Annotated in this window: 14 protein-coding genes; 3 read left to right on the top strand and 11 right to left on the bottom strand. The window is 68.2% G+C overall.

What is annotated here, in order from left to right; genetic code table 11:
* Window positions 1-12: 12 nt before the first annotated feature.
* Window positions 13-1,416 (bottom strand): PLP-dependent aminotransferase family protein, encoded by a 1,404-nt coding sequence (locus RND78_RS20865; RefSeq protein WP_312731827.1) that lies wholly within the window; start codon window positions 1,414-1,416, stop codon window positions 13-15.
* Between the two features lie 144 nt (window positions 1,417-1,560).
* On the opposite strand from RND78_RS20865, the gene RND78_RS20860 reads away from it, so the two are divergent.
* Window positions 1,561-1,689: a hypothetical protein gene (locus RND78_RS20860; RefSeq protein ID WP_310123544.1), complete on the top strand. Its 129-nt coding sequence runs from the start codon at window positions 1,561-1,563 to the stop codon at window positions 1,687-1,689.
* On the opposite strand, the gene RND78_RS20855 is transcribed toward RND78_RS20860, so the two are convergent.
* Entirely contained in the window at window positions 1,677-2,153 is a 477-nt protein-coding gene (locus RND78_RS20855; protein ID WP_312731825.1) for a YbaK/EbsC family protein, read from the bottom strand. The genes RND78_RS20860 and RND78_RS20855 overlap by 13 nt on opposite strands.
* 63 nt (window positions 2,154-2,216) lie before the next feature.
* Window positions 2,217-3,593: an L-serine ammonia-lyase gene (locus RND78_RS20850; protein ID WP_312731824.1), complete on the bottom strand. Its 1,377-nt coding sequence runs from the start codon at window positions 3,591-3,593 to the stop codon at window positions 2,217-2,219.
* Window positions 3,594-3,719: 126 nt separating this feature from the next.
* Between RND78_RS20850 and RND78_RS20845 the strand changes: the two genes are divergently transcribed.
* Complete coding sequence (locus RND78_RS20845) at window positions 3,720-4,655, top strand: LysR substrate-binding domain-containing protein (RefSeq protein ID WP_295460281.1); 936 nt, start codon at window positions 3,720-3,722, stop codon at window positions 4,653-4,655.
* Between the two features lie 297 nt (window positions 4,656-4,952).
* On the opposite strand, the gene RND78_RS20840 is transcribed toward RND78_RS20845, so the two are convergent.
* From RND78_RS20840 to RND78_RS20830, 3 genes are all read right to left on the bottom strand, one after another.
* Entirely contained in the window at window positions 4,953-5,594 is a 642-nt protein-coding gene (locus tag RND78_RS20840; RefSeq protein ID WP_312731822.1) for an oxidoreductase, read from the bottom strand.
* An 89-nt stretch (window positions 5,595-5,683) separates the two neighbouring features.
* Window positions 5,684-7,222 (bottom strand): C13 family peptidase, encoded by a 1,539-nt coding sequence (locus RND78_RS20835; protein ID WP_312731821.1) that lies wholly within the window; start codon window positions 7,220-7,222, stop codon window positions 5,684-5,686.
* A 20-nt stretch (window positions 7,223-7,242) separates the two neighbouring features.
* On the bottom strand, window positions 7,243-8,745 hold the full coding sequence (locus tag RND78_RS20830) for an AhpA/YtjB family protein (protein WP_312731820.1): 1,503 nt from the start codon (window positions 8,743-8,745) through the stop codon (window positions 7,243-7,245).
* Between the two features lie 188 nt (window positions 8,746-8,933).
* On the opposite strand from RND78_RS20830, the gene serB reads away from it, so the two are divergent.
* Window positions 8,934-10,088: a phosphoserine phosphatase SerB gene (gene serB / locus RND78_RS20825; protein ID WP_312731819.1), complete on the top strand. Its 1,155-nt coding sequence runs from the start codon at window positions 8,934-8,936 to the stop codon at window positions 10,086-10,088.
* A gap of 107 nt (window positions 10,089-10,195) precedes the next feature.
* Here serB and RND78_RS20820 read toward each other — a convergent pair whose 3' ends face one another.
* Genes RND78_RS20820 through RND78_RS20800 form a run of 5 tightly spaced genes read right to left on the bottom strand, consistent with a single transcriptional unit; the run spans window position 10,196 to window position 17,437 of the window.
* Window positions 10,196-12,265, bottom strand: coding sequence for an EAL domain-containing protein (locus RND78_RS20820; RefSeq protein ID WP_312731818.1), 2,070 nt, complete (start codon window positions 12,263-12,265; stop codon window positions 10,196-10,198).
* 40 nt (window positions 12,266-12,305) lie between these two features.
* Window positions 12,306-14,084, bottom strand: a complete 1,779-nt coding sequence (locus RND78_RS20815) for a molecular chaperone (protein ID WP_409457090.1) — start codon at window positions 14,082-14,084, stop codon at window positions 12,306-12,308.
* A gap of 43 nt (window positions 14,085-14,127) precedes the next feature.
* Window positions 14,128-15,036: an archaetidylserine decarboxylase gene (gene asd, locus RND78_RS20810; RefSeq protein ID WP_312731817.1), complete on the bottom strand. Its 909-nt coding sequence runs from the start codon at window positions 15,034-15,036 to the stop codon at window positions 14,128-14,130.
* Window positions 15,037-15,052: 16 nt separating this feature from the next.
* Window positions 15,053-15,862 (bottom strand): rhodanese-like domain-containing protein, encoded by an 810-nt coding sequence (locus tag RND78_RS20805; protein WP_312731816.1) that lies wholly within the window; start codon window positions 15,860-15,862, stop codon window positions 15,053-15,055.
* Between the two features lie 57 nt (window positions 15,863-15,919).
* Window positions 15,920-17,437 (bottom strand): HDOD domain-containing protein, encoded by a 1,518-nt coding sequence (locus tag RND78_RS20800; RefSeq protein WP_312731815.1) that lies wholly within the window; start codon window positions 17,435-17,437, stop codon window positions 15,920-15,922.
* Between the last annotated feature and the right edge of the window lie 39 nt (window positions 17,438-17,476).

Raw genomic sequence — 17,476 nt, 5'->3', positions numbered from 1 at the left:
GCTATGGACGATTCAGAACCCGGCCAGCAGCTCCCCGAGTTTGGCCATGGCCGCCTCGCTGCGTTCGTCCCAGGGATGGCCGCAATTGAGTCTGATGCAGTGGCGAAAGCCCTGCTGCGCGGAAAAGATCGGTCCCGGCGCCAGGCTGATGCCCTCGGCGAGGGCCTGGCGATAGAGCGCCAGGCTGTCCACCCGCATGGGCAATTCGAACCAAAGAAAGTAACCGCCCTGCGGTCGGCTGGCCTGGGTATCGGCGGGGAAGTAGCGCCGCGCCGCGGCCAGCATGGCCTGGCGCTGGCGGTCGAGGCTCAGCCGCAGGCGACGCAGATGGCGATCGTAGCCGCCGTGCTGCAGATAGTCGGCCAGGGCGGCCTGGGCCGGCATCGAAGGGGTGATGGTGGTCATCAGCCGCAGCCGGGCGACGGCGCCGGCCTGGCGTCCGGCTGCGATCCAGCCGATGCGGTAGCCAGGGGCCAGGCACTTGGAGAAGGACCCGCAGTGCAGCACCAGGCCGTCGGTATCGAAACGCTTGACCGGACGATGCGGTTCGCTGCCGCTGTAGAGCTCGGCGTAGACGTCGTCTTCCAGCAGCGGCACGTGGTGGCGTTGCAACAGGCCATAGAGTCGCTGCTGAGCGCTGTCGTCGAGACTGACCCCTGTGGGATTCTGCAAGCCGCTCATGAACCAGCAGGCCTTGATCGGTAGGCGGGTGAGGGCTTCTTCCAGGGCATCGAGATTGAGGCCGTGCTCGGGATCGACGGGGATCTCCACCGCCTTGAGCTGCAGCCGTTCCAGCACCTGTAGGCTGGCGTAGAAGGCCGGGCTTTCCACCGCCACCAGATCGCCGGGCCGGGTCAGGCTCTGCAGGCCGAGGTTCAGCGCCTCCAGGGCGCCGTGGGTGATCACCAGCTCTTCACCAATCTCGGGCATGCCGGCCAGGCCGTAGCGGCGGCCGATCTGCCGGCGTAGTTCGGGATGGCCTGGCGTCACATAGGCGGTGAGGTCCTGGGCGGGCAGGTCGCGCAGGCCGTGGGCCATGCTGCGCGCCAGCCGCGCCAGGGGAAAGAGATCGGGGCTGGGAAAGGCCGAGCCGAAGGGCACGATGCCTGGGTCCTGCAGCGATTGCAGCACCGAATAGACCAGGTCGCTCACCGCGACTTCGGTACCTTCCAGGGGCGCCAGCAGCGGCGCCGAATCCCGCGACCGGGCCGGTTCGCGGACGAAATAGCCGGAGCGCTCACGGGCCTCGATCAGGCCGCGGCTCTCCAGCAGGTAATAGGCCTGGAACACCGTGGAGGGGCTGATGCCATGGGTCTGGCTGGCGCTGCGCACCGACGGCAGGCGATCACCGGGCGCGAGGACGCCGCTGGTCATCAGGGTGGTGAGCTGGTCGGCGAATCTTTCGTAGCGCTTCATGCGGGGCCAGGGCAGGGGAGACCGTCACTATAGCGATCCTGCTCCATCTGATCCGGTTTTTCCGGTATCTACCTGCTGCTGTAAAGCCCGCGCACCGGGGGCTAGGCTGTACCCATCCCTTTCTGGCATCCCGCGGAGGCAGCCATGGACGATGGTATCTTCATGATTCTTTTCAGTGTGCTCGCACTCATCCTGCTCGGCAGCGGCTACTACGCCTGCGTCGTGCTGAACAAGGATCGTCGCGACGTGGAAAAGAACGATCAGCTGCGCTGATCGCCCAGCTCGCAGACATCCACCCAGCGCGCCTCGCTGAGGGCGGCCAGCCGCTCCGGCGCGAGGCGCACGCAGCTGTGGATGGCACCTGCAGCCGGTAGCACCTCATCGAAGGCTTTCAGCGATTCGTCGCAGTATACCGGCAGCGGCGTGGTCAGCCCGAACGGGCAGACGCCTCCCACCGGGTGCCCGGTGAGGCCTTCCACGGTGGCGGCATCGAGCAGCTTGGCCTTGCCGCCGAAGGCGGCCTTGAGCTTGCGGTTGTCCAGGCGCGCGTCGCCGCGGGCGACCAGCAGCAACTGCTGATCGCCCACTTTCAGCCCCAGGGTCTTGGCGATCCGCCCCGGCTCCACGCCATGGGCGGCTGCGGCCAGGGTAACGGTCGCAGTGCTGGTGGTGGCCTCGAGAATCTCGAGGTCAGGGGCGATGCGGGCGAGATGCTGGCGGACGGAGTCGAGGCTCATAGGGCTTCCCATGTAGGCAAACCCCGACTTTCGACAATCCGCGCCGCCCACGTCAAGGCTGACTCAGCACTCCACGAAGGTCACCGCCAGGCCGCCGCGGGAGGTTTCCTTGTACTTGTCGTGCATGTCCGCGCCGGTTTGCTTCATGGTGCGGATCACCTGGTCGAGGGAGATGAAGTGCTCGCCGTCGCCGCGCAGGGCCATCTGGGCCGCGTTGATCGCCTTGACCGCGGCGATGGCGTTGCGCTCGATGCAGGGCACCTGCACCAGGCCGCCCACCGGGTCGCAGGTCAACCCCAGGTTGTGCTCCAGGCCGATCTCGGCGGCGTTTTCCAGCTGCGCCGGGCTGGCACCCAGTACCTCGGCCAGACCGGCGGCGGCCATGGCGCAGGCCGAACCGACCTCACCCTGGCAGCCGACTTCGGCACCGGAGATGGAGGCGTTCTTCTTGCACAGGATGCCGACCGCGGCGGCGGCCAGCATGAAGCGCACCACGTCGTCGTCGCAGGCGTCGGGGTTGAATTTCATGTAGTACATCAGCACCGCCGGGATGATGCCGGCCGCGCCGTTGGTGGGGGCGGTGACCATGCGGCCGCCGGCGGCGTTCTCCTCGTTCACCGCCAGGGCGAAGAGGTTGACCCACTCCATGGCGGAGAGGGTGGAGCCGATGACATTGGGCTTGCCGATGGCCTGCAGACTCTGATGCAGGCGGGCGGCGCGGCGACGGACCTTGAGGCCGCCGGGCAGGATGCCTTCGTTGGCGAGCCCGTTCTGGACGCATTCCTTCATCACGGCCCAGATGCGCAGCAGGCCGCTGCGGATCTCGTCTTCGGAGCGCCAGCTCTTTTCGTTGGCCAGCATCAGCTCGGCCACGCCCAGGCCATGGGTCCGACACAGGTGCAGCAACTCGGCGCCGCTGGAGAATTCGTAGGGCAGCTCGGTGGTGTCGTTGTCCAGCACGCCGCTGGCGGCCTGCTCGGCGTCCACCACGAAGCCGCCGCCCACGGAGTAGTAGGTGGCTTCGGCCACCTCGCCGGTGGCACCGAAGGCGGTCAGGGTCATGGCGTTGGGATGGTAGGGCAGGCTTTCGTCCAGCAGCAGCAGGTCTTCCTGCCAGTTGAAATTGATCGAGTGGGTGCCGGCCAGCAGCAGCTTGCGCTCATTGCGCAGCACCTCGATGCGCGGTTCCACGGCAGCCGGATCGACGCGATCCGGCCATTCGCCCATCAGGCCGATCAGAGTGGCGCGATCGGTACCATGCCCGACCCCGGTGGCCGACAGCGAGCCATAGAGGCGGACCTCGATGCGCTTGACCTGTTCGAGCACGCCTTCGTCGACCAGCCGCTGGGCGAAGAGGGCACCGGCCCGCATCGGTCCCACGGTATGGGAACTGGACGGACCCACGCCGATTTTGAACAGGTCGAAGACGCTGATGGCCATGACGATAATCCCTGATTGAGCTTGAATGGGCGCCAGACAAGCTGCCGGCGGATGGCCCATAGTGGTGATTAGCCCTCAGCTCGCACAAACGAAAGCTTCTAAGCGATCCTTTAGCGGAACTCATCGATGAGCCGGATCCTCAACGCCCAAACCCAAGCCTGGCTGCAGGTCTTCGCCTGCGCCGCCCGGCATCTCTCCTTCACGCGCTGCGCCGAAGAGCTGCACGTGACGCCCGGCGCCATCAGCCAGCAGATGCGCCAGCTGGAAGAGCGCCTGGGCTTCAAGCTGTTCCATCGGGTGGCGCGGGGCCTGGAACTGACCGCCGAAGGCCAGCGCCTGGCGACCACCCTTAACCAGGCCTATGGGCTGATCGACGCCGAGTTGCGGCGATTGAACGCTGGCCAGTTCGGTGGGGTGGTGCGGCTGAGGTCGATTCCCTCCTTCCTCGGCAAATGGCTGACGCCGCGCCTGCCGCGGCTGCAGGAGCGCTTTCCCGATCTGCAGTTGCGGCTGGTGGCGGAAGACAGCAGTTGGTCGCTGCGCGAGGGGGAATTCGACCTGGCCATCGACCTCAACGACGGCAGCTATCCGGGCCTGGCCTCGACGCCCCTGATGGAAGAGGAGATCTTTCCGGTCTGTGCGCCGAGTCTGCTGGCCGGGCGACCGCCGCTGGAGCGACCGGAGGACCTGGAGTTCTATCCGTTGCTGCACGACATCACCGCCTGGCGTGGCAGCTACGAATACGCCGAATGGGAGTTCTATCTGGCCAGCATCGGCGCACCAGCGCTGGACGTGCGCCGCGGTCATACCTTCAACCGCAACCACCTGACCATCGAGGCGGCCATCGCCGGTATGGGCGTTGCCATCGCCCGCCGGGCGCTGATCACCGACGAGCTGGCGCGGGGCGCGCTGGTGGTGCCGCCCTTCGGCCGTTCGGTACCGGCGCACAAGAGGTACATGCTGCTCTATGCCCAGGGCGCCCTGGCCGATCCGCGGCTACGCGCCCTGCATGACTGGCTAGTGCTGGAGGCCGACCAGATGGTGCTGGCCCAGCCGGCGTGAGGGGGTTGAGAGGGAGCGCGGCCATGGGCCGCTCCTAAAGGTACGGATACTCCTGTAGGAGCGGCCCATGGCCGCGATAACACCGGAGGTATGGCTGTATCAGTAGCACCGTAGCGTGGAAAACGGCGCAGCCTTTGCCACTGGATGCGTCGTTGCGAAGTGGCCTCCTTCCGCGGGGAGAGGGTTATCCGTGTCGTTGATACGCTTCCGGAAATCGTGATCGACCGTCCCAGGCGCTATCTGTAGGAGCGGTCCATGACCGCGATGGAAGGCGCTCCAGAGTCCCGAGCGGCGCTCTCAGCGTCCCAGCTTGCGCAACTCGTCCGATTCCACCACCCGCACGCCCTTGCCCTCTTCGAGGGCCAGGCGCCAGAGGGCGCGGGCCAGGACGGCGGCCTCGATGCCGTGCCACTTGCCTGGCAGCCACTGCGACAGGGGCGCGGCCAGGCGCTCGCCCAGCCGCTCTTCCTGGCGCTGGCCGATCAGCAACGAGGGGCGGGCGAGGGTCAGCTGGGTCCAGCCCTGAGCGCGCAGCGCTTCTTCCAGCTCACCCTTGACCTTGTTGTAGAAGATCGACGACTGCGGATCGGCGCCGATGGCGCTGACCACGATGTAGTGGCGGGCCCCCAGTTCCAGGGCGCGCTGACCGACCGCCAGGGGCAGGCCGTAGTCCACCGCACGAAAGGCGGCTTCGGAGCCGGCCTGTTTCATGGTGGTGCCGAGACAGCAGAAGGCCACGTCGAGAGGGCCTTCCAGGGTCGGCAGCAGGCTGTTGAGGTCACCGACCGGGTTGTCCAGGCGCACGTGTTCCGCCAGTGGCCGACGCGTGGGCGCCAGGACGCGGGGTACCGTCGGCTCGTTGAGCAGCCGGTCGAGCAGATGTTCGCCGGTCAGGCCAGTGGCGCCGGCGATGAGGGCATGCTGAGGCGTCAGGTACACGGGGCTCTCCTTGGTAGCGGCGGCCACTTCTGCCGAGTTGGACCGCGGACGTTCCGGTTGTTCGTCAAGGCCGCCGGCAAGAAGTGCACTCAGCGACTCGCGCGCCAGGCACGCCACTTCTGCAGCACGGCGGGCGGGGCCCACAGCTGGGGCTCGGACGGGTCGAAGCCTTCGGTCTTCTCGCGCACCGAGACCGTATCGCGGGCACGCTGGAAGGCCTGCTCGGGATCGTCGGTATGCTGGAAGGCCTCGGCGAAGAGGGCGCGGCCGAAATAGGTGAAATCGGCTTCGTCGGTACAGCCGAAGGAAGTGCGATCGGCCTTGGAGGCGGTCATCACCAGGGTATGATCGTCCTGCAGCTGCGGGATGAAGCCGCCGCTGTAGCAGGCGGAGACGATCACCAGCTTGTCGCGGCCGCGCAGCGGCGCGAGCAGGCGGCCGAGTTCCGCCGCGGGCAGGCTGGAGAGGTCCAGGCCGGGCTCGTCGAGCACCAGCTGGTGATCGGCCGAACCATGGCTGGTCAGGTAGATGACGATGAGGTCTTCCGGTCCGGTGCGCTGGGCCAGGGTCTGCAGGCTCTGGTAGAGATTCTCGCGGGTGGCCAGCGGGTGATCGCTGCGGATGTCCTTGGCGTTGATCAGGTGGACGACGCCGCGGGCCCCCCAGGTGGTGGTCATGAAGTTGGCCACGTAGTTGGCTTCGCGCTGGAACACCCCCTGGTTGCCGTCGCCGGCCAGCACCAGGCCATAGAGTTCGGTGGCGGGGGTGGAGGCGGGAATCTGCTGCAGTTCCTGTTCGAGGACCTTGCCCTGGTCGAGCAGGGCGCGTTCCAGGGGATCGGCGATGTACTGGCCCTGGTCGTCGCGGATGCGCTTGCCGCCTTCCCAGAGACCGCGCTCGAGCTGGCCGTCGGCACGGGTGAGGACGCCCGCACCGGCGTAGACGCCATCGGCGAAGCTGCCGCGGTAGATGCTGCCGTCGCTGTTGGTGAGCACCCCCTGGCCATCGAACTTCCAGTTGCGGAAGGCACCGCGGTACTGGCTGCCATCGCTGCCGACGAATTCGCCGTTGCCGGTCAGTTCGCCGCCGCTGAAACGGCCGCGCCAGAGATCGCCGCCGGCGCTGCGGTAGACACCAGCACCCTCGAACTGGTCGTCGACGAATTCCCCGTCGTAGCGGTCACCGCCCGGCTCCTGCCACTGGCCGACGCCATTGAGGTGGCCGTCGTTGAAGGTGCCGATGGTCTGGGTGCCGTCGCTGTCGAGCTTGGAGCCCTGGCCCTGCATGCGGCCGTTGATGAAGCTGCCGTGGTATTCCCAGCCGCTGCTGCTGATGAGGTTGCCCTGGCCGTGGTAGAGCCCGCGGCGGAAGGTGCCCTGGTAGTAGGTGCCGTCGGCGAATTGCTGTTCGCCGGGGCCTTCGGCCAGGCCGTCCTTGAAGCGGCCCTTGAGCCAGTTGCCGTTGGGCCATTCGATGCGGCCGCTGCCATTGAGCAGGCCACTGACGATCTCGCCGGTGTAGACCCCGCCATCGGGCAACCTCACGCTGCTCGCGTTGGGCGCCGCCTGGGCGACGCAAGCCACCAGCAACAGCGCGGCGAAGGCGAGACGGGGCGATAGGGCGCTCATAGGTGGGGTCGGTGGGCGCTTTAACGCGCCTCGAGCCGGACCAGATGACGCTCCAGCGTCGCGGAGTAGGGTTCCAGGAGGCGTTCCACGCAACTGGCACCCGCGGGACTCGCGATGGTGCGGATGCGGGCGCGTTTTCGCAGCAGCTCGTCCTCGGCGATGCTCTGTTCGACCAGCAGCAGGTTGCGACTGTGGCGGCTCAGGGTCTGGGCGTTGCGTACGGTGGTGTTGTCCAGCAATTGGGCGAGTTCCAGGCCAGCGAGACGTTCACCCTGGGTCAGACCGAGTTGCAGCTGCAGGGTTGCACCGCTCCCTATCACTTCCACCTGCAAGGCGTGACCCAGGGCACGCATGATCTCGCCGCAGCAGAGGGCACGGGTCAGGTAGTCGTCGTCGTCGCTGCGTTCGTGGAAGAGGATCAGGCTGCCACCGTCCTTGAGGGTGTGCAGCTCGCCGTCGTAGAGCTCGGTGGCCTGCTGCAGGCAATCGCGGTAGCGACCGAGCAGCTCTTCCAACCGGCTGCGGGGCAGGCGGCTGAGCTGGTCCTGGGCACCGAGCTGGATGGCCAGCACGGCAGAGGTGACGATGTCGGGTTCGGTGGGCAGCGCCGGGGCCGGGGTGGGTGGCGGCTCGGTGAAGGACTCCGGGACCAGATCGGCGAAGGCATCGGCGTCCAGCTCGTCGCTCTCCGGCTGCGCCGGTGCAGCCGGCTTGCGCACGGCTGGCTTGGCGGCCGCGGCCTTGCGCACCGGGGGCGGCTTGACGCTCAGGCCCCCCGCTTCGTCGGCAAAGGGATCGTCGTCCGCGGCGGCCTCCGCCTTTGGCGGTTTGGGCGGGACCAGCCGGCTCTGCAGCTGGCGGGCCAGGTCGCCCAGTTCGTCGAGACGCCCGGCGCCCGGTGCCGGATCGTCGGGATCGCGCAGCCAGACGCGCAGCTCCAGCAGCGGGGTCGACAGCTGGCGCCCCAGGCGCAGGCTGAGGATCAGCGTCAGGGCCAGCAGGATCAGGCCGAGCAGGCCCATGTTCTGCAGACTGATCATCATCGGCTGCTGGAACTGGTCCATGTCCAGCGCCAGGCGGACCTGGCCGGCGGTGACGTCCTGGAAGCGGATCGGCGTACTGTAGATGCCGTCGGTGGCGGTCAGCAGGCCCTGGCTCGGGCGGGTGCCGGATTCGGCGAGCACCCGGTTGTCGGGGCTGTAGACCGCGGCATGGGCCACCAGCGGATTGCGCGCCAGGTTGCCGAGCAGCACGTTGAGGCTGAGGTTGTCGTTGGCCACCAGCAACTCGGCGGCGGAGTTGGCAGTCTGGGTCACCAGGCTCTGGCCGAGGGCATCGGCCTGCTGCTGCATGGCGTGGCGGAACTGCATGCTCATGATGCCGGCATAGATCACCAGGGCGGCGGCCACCAGCAGTAGACTGTGGGAAACGATGCGCAAGGCCACCGGCACACGACGCTGGCGCAGGGCTCGGTAGATCAGCAGGAAGAAATTATCGGGCTTGACGGTCGCGGGGCGGGTCACAGAAATCGTTTCTTTGGACAAAAAGTGTGCGGCCAGTATAACCAGCGGGTCGGAGGGCGAAAACGGCGAATGCGGGTCCTCGCCCGCAAATAAGGCCGGCGGTGGACTCTCTCCGCCGGCCGGCGTGCCCGGCTCGGCACCGCCCGGGCGAAAGGGTAGACTGCGCGCTTTTCGCCGAGGGGATCGCCATGCAAGACGTTATCGGACTTCAGGCCGTGGGCACGCTGCCCGCCGACTGGCTGGCTGCCCTCGCCGGCGCCCTGGCCGCGGCCGGTGCCCGGCTGGAGTCGCTGCAGCAACAGGGCCTGGGTGGCGGCGCCGCCGTGACCTTGCTGATCAGCCCCGCCGCCACTGGCACCGCGCTGGTCCAGGCCCTGCAGGCGCTGGGTTTGCAGGTGGCGCCCCTGGCGCACCCCGCGCCGGACACTGGCGTTCCCCACGTACTGACCTTGATGGGGCGTACCCTGGCCGCTCTGCCGCTGACCCGGCTGAGCGCACTCTGCCGTGCGCAGGGCCTGAGTATCCAGGCCATCCGCGCCCTGAGCGAGCCGGGTTCGACCGAGCGCGCCGCGCTGGAACTGCGTGTCACGGGCGAGCCGCACGATGCCCAGGCCTGGCGCGCCGCGCTGCTGGAGCTGGCGCAGGAAGGCCAGGCCGACATCGGCTGGCAGCCGGACGAGCTGCCGCGCCAGCATCGCCGCCTGGCGGTGTTCGACATGGACAGCACCCTGATCCAGGCGGAGGTCATCGACGAACTGGCCAAGGCCGCCGGCATCGGCGAGCGGGTGGCGGCCATCACCGAGCGCGCCATGCGCGGCGAGATCGACTTCCGCGCCAGTTTCACCGAGCGCATGGCATTGCTGCAGGGCCTGTCCGAGGACGTCCTGGAAGACATCGGTGCGCAGTTGCGCCTGACTGAGGGCGCCGAGCGGCTGTTCGCCGAGTTGAAGCGCCTGGGCTACAAGACCGCCATCCTCTCCGGCGGCTTCACCTATTTCGCCCGCCAGGTGCAGGCGCGGCTGGGCATCGATTACGTCTATGCCAACGAGCTGGAGATCATCGACGGCAAGGTGACGGGGCGGGCGGTGGAACCCATCGTCGATGCCCAGCGCAAGGCCGACCTGCTGCGTGAGCTGGCCAGCCGTGAGGGCCTGGAGCTGGCCCAGACCATCGCCGTGGGCGATGGCGCCAACGACCTGCCGATGCTGGCCCTGGCTGGCCTGGGCGTGGCCTTCCGGGCCAAGCCCCTGGTGCGCCAGTCCGCCCGCCAGTCGGTGAGTGTGCTGGGGTTGGACGGGGTGCTCTATCTGTTGGGCGTGGAAGATCGCCATACCCTGGGCTGACTCGCGGTTGAAACACCAGATCGCGGCCATGGGCCGCTCCTACAGCTGTGCCTGAGCTTGTAGGAGCGGCCCATGGCCGCGATAACGAAGGTGTCTCGGCACGGCCATTATTCGGCCTGGAACTCGTAGTCCATCGCCTGGCTGGGCTCCTGCAGGTAGTAGCCCTGGATGAAGTGCACCCCGACCTGCCAGAGCTGTGCCAGCACGCTGGCGCTCTCGACGAAGGGCGCGATGGTCAGGACGCTCTGCGCATTCAGCTCGGCGACCATGGCCTTGAGTCGCTCCTGGTGTTCCGGCTGGCCCAGGTCGCGGATCAGCGTGCTGGAGAGCTTGGCGTAGTCCGGCACCAGCAGGCGTAGCGCGGCCAGCGGTTGGCTGCTGCCGGCGAAGCCGCTGACGGCGACCTGGTGGCCCTGGCGGCGCAGGCGCTGGACCATGGCCAGCCCCTGGGTCGGATTGGCCAGCAGGTCGTCTTCGGTGAGTTGGAAGATCACCGCCTCGGCGGCCAGGTTCTGGTTTTGCAGGGTCTTGGCCAGCCAGGGCAGCAATTCCAGGTCGTCCAGGGTCGCACCCGACAGATGCACGAAGATCCGCGTGCCATGCCCGCGTGCCCGATGCTCGCCCAGCTGGCGGACCGCCTGGTTGATCACCCAGCGGTCGATCTGCCCGCTCAGGCCGCTGTCCCGTGCGGTGCGGGCGAATTCGGTCGGCGAGACCTCCTCGCCCTGCGGATTGATCAGCCGCAGCAGGGCTTCGTAGTACTCGTGGCTGCCGCCGCGCAGGCCGATCACCGGCTGGAACAGCAGGCGGAAGCTGTTCTGTTGTAGCGCCTGCTTGACCATGGCCACCAGGTTGCCGCGATTGGCGGCGGCCGCCAGCTCTTCCGCCGGGTCGTAGCGTTTGCAGGCGTTGCCGCCGCGCTGGGCGATCTGGCGCGCGGAACGGTGGGCCCGGTCGACCAGGTCGCCGGCGCTCTTGACGTGGGTATCCAGGCCGACCACGCCGATGGAGTAGCTGATGGCCAGGGCCCGGCCGGCGATGGTCAGCGGCAGGCGTTCCTGGCGGCCGAGCAGGCGCTCGAAGGCCGTATCCAGGCTGGCGTCGGCCGCCTGGGGCAGCAGGGCGGCGAAGGCATCGTCGGCGAAGCGGGCCAGGGTCGCCAGGGTGCCGAAGTGCTCGCGCAGGCGGTCGGCCAGCGCCACCAGCAGCTCGTCCATAGCGCCGATGCCCAGCTCCGCCAGCAGTGCCGGATAGCGGTCGATGGTGAGGTAGGCGAAGCTGGCCGGCGCGCCGAGCCGGGCGCGTTCCAGGGCGTCTTCCAGCAGGTCGAGCATGCGCCCGCGGTTGATCAGGCCGGTCAGGACGTCCTGGGAGCGGACCTCGCGCAGCTGCTCCTCGAGGGATTCGGGCACCGCACGCTCTTCGCGCAGGTGCAGTTGCACGCAGGGTTCGTCGAGATAGATCGCCGGTGCCAGTCGCAGGTTGACATCGATCAGGCTGCCGTCGTGGCGGACGCACTGGCAGTCCAGTTCGCAGGCGCTGGGGCTGTCGCGCAACTGGCGAAAGGCCTCGCGCAATGCCGGCTGGTCGGCAGGCGCGATGAGATCCATCAGCGGGGTGATTTCCAGGTCGTCCGCGCTCGGATAGCCCAGCAGTTCCACGTAGGCCGAGTTGACGTGGATGTGCAGGCCTTCGTGGACGTAGGCGACCGCGTCCACGGCATTGGCCAGGAGCAGCTGGCAGCGTTGTTCGGCTTCGGCCAGAGCCTGTTCCAGGCGGCTGCGCTCCTGGCGGTCGGCCAGGTTGCCCAATTCACGTAGGCTGGCCAGCAGCAGGTGTTCGTCGTTATCGGTGGCGATGGCATCGCGGGCTCCCTGACGCAGGGCGCTGACCACGGCATCGGGATCGTCCGGGTGGACGCGCTGGATGACGGCGAGTCGCGGCGCGCGCTGGCGCAACAGGGCGAGCGCCGCGGCGGGATCGAGTTCTTCGGAGGGCGCCGCGAGGATGGCGAGGTCCCAGGACTGGGTCAGGAGTTCCTCGAACCCGGCCGGATCGGCGAGGCGGTGGGCACGGGTGGCCCGGCCGGCATTACGAAACAGGCTTACCAGGCGTTCTGCCTCGTTCTGCGATGCTTCGAGCAGCAACAGGCGGATCGCACTGTGTTCGGAAGCCATGGTCTACTCGCACCTTGGCGATAACGATAATTCTCTGAAACTACAGAGACTTCCACAGGGAGTCAAAGTCTTCTTCCTGACGGACCCCAGGTCCGCCGGACGGCACTCCAGAGGGTTGCGGCGCGCTCTGCTCCAGCAGGTGATACTCGAAGACGCTGAAGCTGACGGTCATGCTGCGGCGCCGGTCGAGCATGCCGCGCTGTTCGTCGCCCTGCTGGTTGATCTGCACCTTGCTGCCCTCCTGGAAGGGCAGGCGCGGCGCGATCAGGGTCGGTGCCTGGTCGATGGCCTTGATCTCGGGCAGCAGCAGGGCGCGTAGGTACTGGCTGTTCTGCTCGGCCTTGCGCAGCAGTTGCAGGCCGCAGGGCCGGGCGGTAGGGGCCAGCAGTTCGACGCCCATCTGGGTGCCGCTGCCGGGGACCTGGCGTACCCAGCGCACCACGCCGGGGCCCCAGTTGCGATCCTCGGGCAGTTTCACGCCGAGCAGTTCACCGGCCTGGAGTTGCTCGGGCACCTCGCCACCCCAGCTCAGGCAATAGCCGCCCGGACTGTGGTTGACCACCTGGACGGAATGGATCGGAAAGGCAGGACTGGCCGCCTCGCTGTCGCCGGGCAGGACGTCGTAGTGGATTTCTTCCATGGCCCCGGCGTTCCAGTCGAGGGCGTCGGAGGTCCGGATATCGGCGTCGAAGGCCAGCGACCAGACGTCTTCCTTGGGTTTCGGAGCGAAGGCATCGGGCGCCCGCGGCGTGGACTGGCGCAGGGTGTCGGTGAAGGCCTGGCCGCCGGAGAGCTGGTAGTGCAGGGCGCTCATGCCGATGCAGACCTGTACCTGGCCCTGTCCGGGCATGCGCTGGAAGGCGCGATCGGCTTCCTGACCCCAGGCCCCGACCAGATGCTGCAGCAGGTCGAGGGACAGGTCGCCATGCACCGGCAGGCGGGCCCGGGGGCGCTGTTCGGGCGCCAGGGCGAGATAGTCCTCGATGGCCTGGACCAGTTGCTGCGGGGCGAGGCCCAGCAGGCCACTGAGGTTGGTTTCGCGCAACAGCGAGCGGTAGCGCGGCGGGGCATCGATCTGTGGCGCCACCACCATCAGGGTGCCGTTCTGCTCGGGACCCTGCAGGCGGACCAGGTTGGCCCAGTCGTCCAGGTGCAGGGTGAGCTGGGCGATATGGCTCTGGCGCAGCTGGTTGCAACGCGCGGCGCCGAACAGGAGGGCGGCGCAATAGGCCTGGGTGATGGTCTGGCTGCCATCGCCTGGCAGCAGCTCGTCGCGGACCTTCTGATTGTGCACCCCCGTGGTCACCGCCAGGCGGTAGAGCTGGTGCAGCTCCAGCCAGAGGTTGTCGTGGACCGGCGTATAGAGTTGCGCGGCGCGAATCAGCGGGCCGAGCAGGGCGCGCAGCGCGCGCTGGATGGCAGTGGCCAGCAGGGTGCCGCGTTCGCTTTCCTCGACCACGATCAGCTTGTAGCCGGCGGCCAGCAGGTTCTGCAGCGCCTGGCAGAGATTCGCCACCTTGCGCGAGCGCTCGTCGAGCACGATGGCCTGGTTGAGCACGTGGCGTTCGAGCAACTGGCAAACCCGTTGCACGTCCGGCCGCAGGGCCTCCAGCAGACGCAGCCGCGCCTCTGCCGTGAGCATCAGGCGGTTGAGTTCGAGCAGGCCCTGGTAGAGCAGCCGTGCGAATTCGCCGAGCTTGGCCCGGGGCAACTGGTCCAGCCAGCGCTTGAGGCCGGCTGGCGTAGCGTCACAGAACGTCAGGCTGCGCTGGTCGGGCGTCGGTACCCGCAACATGAGCTGTGGCCTTTTGCTATCCATTCGCCGTTCGTACTCCTCTTTCGATGGGCAATGAACCGCGCATCTAGACGAGAGGCCCAGGCTCGGAAACGGTGGTCGATGGGGTGGGCGCGGCAGGAACGCCGAGCAGTTGCCCCATGTTGACGGTGGACAGGGCGCCGAGTTCAGCGGACCAGTTCACCGCCTCGGGTCCGAACAGGACGATGGCGGTAGAGCCCAGCTTGAAGCGACCCAACTCGTCGCCGGTGCGCAGGGTGATGGGTGCCCGCGCCGCCTCGTCGTAGGCGAAACGCTTGAGTTCACGCTTGGGCGGCGTGACCAGGCCGGCCCATACCGTCTCGATGCTGGCGACGATCATGGCACCCACCAGGATGACCGCCATGGGACCCACCGCGGTGTCGAAGATGCAGACCACCCGCTCGTTGCGGGCGAACAGCTCGGGCACGTTCTCGGCGGTGAGCTGGTTGACCGAGAAGATGCGCCCGGGAACGTAGACCATTTCCCGAAGGGTGCCGGTGAACGGCATGTGCACCCGGTGGTAGTCCTTGGGCGACAGGTAGATGGTGGCGAAATGGCCGCCCATGAAGGGCGCGGCGCGCAGGCCATCGCCGCCGAGCAGCTCCAGCAGGCTGTAGCTGTGGCCCTTGGCCTGGAAGATGCGGCCATGTTCGATGCGGCCGAGCTGGCTGATGGCGCCGTCGCTGGGGCTGACCACCACGCCGGGCTCGACCGGCAGCGGGCGGGCATCGGCCTTGAGGGCGCGGGTGAAGAAGGCGTTGAAGTTCTCGTAGGCCGTGGGTTCTTCCACCAGGGCCTGGCGCATGTCCACGTCGTAGTGGCGCACGAACCAGCGGATCAGGCGGTCCTTGAACCAGGGCGCGCGGCACTCGGCGAAGCCGCCGATCATCCGCGACAGCAGGTGGTGGGGCAGCAGGTGCTGGGCCAGGATGAACAGACGGTCTTGCAGTTTCATGGGGTGTCCTTGGCGATCATTCGATGGGCGTGTCTGGGTGGTTGCCCCATTCGCCCCAGGAGCCGGCATAGGCCTTCACGCGCGGGTAGCCCAGGGCCTTGGCCGCGAGGTAGGTGAAGCCGGATCGGTGGTGGGTCTGGCAGTGGGTGACGATTTCCTTGTCACGGGTGATGCCCAGGCGCTCGAGTTCGGCGGCCAGATCCTCCCGGATGCGCAACTGGCGCGCGGGGTCCATGCCGGCGGTCCACTCGAGGTTGATCGCCCCGGGAATGTGACCACCGCGGGCGGTCAGCACCTTCTCGCCCCGGTATTCGTCGGCGCCGCGGGCGTCCCAGATGGCCAGGTCCTCGGCGCCCAGCCGGCTCTGCAGGTAGGCGCGGGTGGCGGTGGGCTCCTCGTGCAGGGTCAGGGGCACCGGTCCGCCGGCGGGGGCGGGAGCGGCGGTCTCCAGCGGCAGGCCGGCGGCGATCCAGCCCTGGCGGCCGCCGTTGAGGTAGTGGTAGTGCCCATGGCCGATGACGTCGAGCAGCCAGATGAAACGCCCGGCCCAGCCACCGCCCTCGTCGTCGTAGACCACGTAGACGGCTTCCCCGCGCTGGCCCAGTTCGCCGAACAGCTGCTCCAGGTCCGCCTGCGCGGGCAGCAGGCCGGGTGCCGGCTTGGTTCCCAGCTGGGTGCGGGCGGGCGCGACATGGCGCGCACCGGGCAGGTGCCCCTCGGCGTAGTGGGCGGCGCTGCAGAGGTCGACCAGGATGAGTTCGGGCGCATCCAGGCGCGCTGCGAGGTCGGCCGGTTCGATCACCAGGGGCAGGGCGGAAAAGGGCATCGCGGATTTCCCGTCAGTCCGAAGAGGGTCAAGTGTACCGAGGTTGGCCGCCCAGCGTCAGGTCGGCCGCGCTCTGGGACGATTGCCGAAGGTGGCGATGGCGCGCTCGATGCAAGTGAAGGTCTTGTCCAGCGCCGCCGTTCGGCGGGGGTCCGCCGGCTCCAGCTCGGTATCCAGCACCGCCAGCACCACCACCCGTTCGCCGAAGCCCAGGCTGCGCAGCCAGAGGCGTTCGCTGGTGAACAGCCGGCGCAGGTCAGTGGGCAGGTGGGGGGCGAAGCGCGCCCGGTTGGCGGCGTCGATGCGCAACTGCCCGGGGTTGCCGAACAGCTTGGCCAGCAGCGGCTGGCCGGCAATATCCAGTTGCAGGCTGGCCGCTTCGTCCAGGCCATGGTGCAACTGGACATTGCCCTTCGTCCCCGTGCGGTCGGGGGTGAGCAGCAGCAGGCGCGGCAGGCCGCAGGCCACCAGGGCCTGGCGCGCGCAGTCGAACAGCTGGGGCAGGGTGGCGAAGGCACTGGGCGTGTGCAGCAGTTGCTCGCACAGGCCGCGCCAGCGCTGTGCCTGGCTTTCGGCGGCGACCTGGACCTTGGGGATCGGCTTGAGGCGGCGTTCGCCGGGTGGCCAGAGCAGGCCTTCGGCGGGGTGCCAGAGGCCGGGGCGGGCATGCCGCTGGGCATCCTGGACCGCGAGTTCGTGACTGCGGCTCTGCACGCGTGCCAGCGGCAGCTGCAGGTAGAGCGCGCTGAGGCGCTGCCAGCGCAGGGTGTGAGGGCCGTTCCAGGCATGGTGGCTGGCCAGGGCCAGGCCGTTGGCCAGCAGGATGGTGTTGCCCGGGTGGGTCAGCCAGCGCCGCAGCTCCGGGTCCTCGTCGAGGCGGTGCTGCTGTTCCAGCGGATCCTCAGCATGGGCGATGTGCAGGGCCTTGACCAACTGGCGGCGATCCTGGTCGAGCAGGCGATAGCCCTCGACGATCCAGTCCGGCAGTTGCCAGTGGCGGGCCAGTGCCTGGCACAGGCGCACGGCGGGAACGCCCAGCAGGTCGAGTTCGACCTTGAGCGCCGGCTCGCCTTCGCCCAGCACCCGGCGCTCCCATTCCTCGAACAGCTCCGGATAGCGGGTAACCAGCGGCCAGAGCGGTGCCAGGAACAGCAGGGCGGCCAGGCGGATGTCCGGCCAGAGGCGCGCCAGGGGCACGCCGAACAGGCCGAGACCCAGGGTCATGGCGTGCTGGCTGACCAGGCACAGCTGCCGCAGTGGTTGCGGCAGGCGCTCCTCGACCAGGCTGGCCTGACGGGCCACCAGATACTCCGCCGGGCCGAGGCCGACGCGGCCGAGCACGGCCTCGAGGCTGGCGGCCGGATCGCCCAGGCTGGCATGGCCACGATTGGCCTCGCGCAGCAGGGCCAGCGCCAGGGGCGGTGACTCGCAGAGTCGTTCGGCTATCTCATGCAACGCCAGCCGGCCATCGGCCAGGGTGCGGCGTAGACGCTCGGCGGTGTTGGTGGCCACTGGCAGGCGCACGCCTTCCAGATGCTTGACCCAGTCTTCGACGGTGTTCGGGCGGCTGGACATACGACGGTCGCCTTGAAATTTGATGAAAGGCCTTCAGTC

Origin of the sequence: Pseudomonas oryzihabitans (assembly GCF_032027545.1) — a bacterium.
Classification (GTDB): domain Bacteria; phylum Pseudomonadota; class Gammaproteobacteria; order Pseudomonadales; family Pseudomonadaceae; genus Chryseomonas; species Chryseomonas oryzihabitans_F.
The sequence above is the reverse complement of the archived record's forward strand: the minus strand, read 5'-3'. Positions and strand labels throughout refer to the sequence as shown.

Coding starts and splice junctions, on each gene's coding strand:
- RND78_RS20860 (WP_310123544.1), top strand. CDS start 1,561: ATGGACGATGGTATCTTCATGATTCTTTTCAGTGTGCTCGCACTCATC.
- RND78_RS20865 (WP_312731827.1), bottom strand. CDS start 1,416: ATGAAGCGCTACGAAAGATTCGCCGACCAGCTCACCACCCTGATGACC.
- RND78_RS20835 (WP_312731821.1), bottom strand. CDS start 7,222: ATGAGCGCCCTATCGCCCCGTCTCGCCTTCGCCGCGCTGTTGCTGGTG.
- RND78_RS20815 (WP_409457090.1), bottom strand. CDS start 14,084: ATGGATAGCAAAAGGCCACAGCTCATGTTGCGGGTACCGACGCCCGAC.
- RND78_RS20845 (WP_295460281.1), top strand. CDS start 3,720: ATGAGCCGGATCCTCAACGCCCAAACCCAAGCCTGGCTGCAGGTCTTC.
- RND78_RS20820 (WP_312731818.1), bottom strand. CDS start 12,265: ATGGCTTCCGAACACAGTGCGATCCGCCTGTTGCTGCTCGAAGCATCG.
- asd (WP_312731817.1), bottom strand. CDS start 15,036: ATGAAACTGCAAGACCGTCTGTTCATCCTGGCCCAGCACCTGCTGCCC.
- serB (WP_312731819.1), top strand. CDS start 8,934: ATGCAAGACGTTATCGGACTTCAGGCCGTGGGCACGCTGCCCGCCGAC.
- RND78_RS20805 (WP_312731816.1), bottom strand. CDS start 15,862: ATGCCCTTTTCCGCCCTGCCCCTGGTGATCGAACCGGCCGACCTCGCA.
- RND78_RS20800 (WP_312731815.1), bottom strand. CDS start 17,437: ATGTCCAGCCGCCCGAACACCGTCGAAGACTGGGTCAAGCATCTGGAA.
- RND78_RS20850 (WP_312731824.1), bottom strand. CDS start 3,593: ATGGCCATCAGCGTCTTCGACCTGTTCAAAATCGGCGTGGGTCCGTCC.
- RND78_RS20855 (WP_312731825.1), bottom strand. CDS start 2,153: ATGAGCCTCGACTCCGTCCGCCAGCATCTCGCCCGCATCGCCCCTGAC.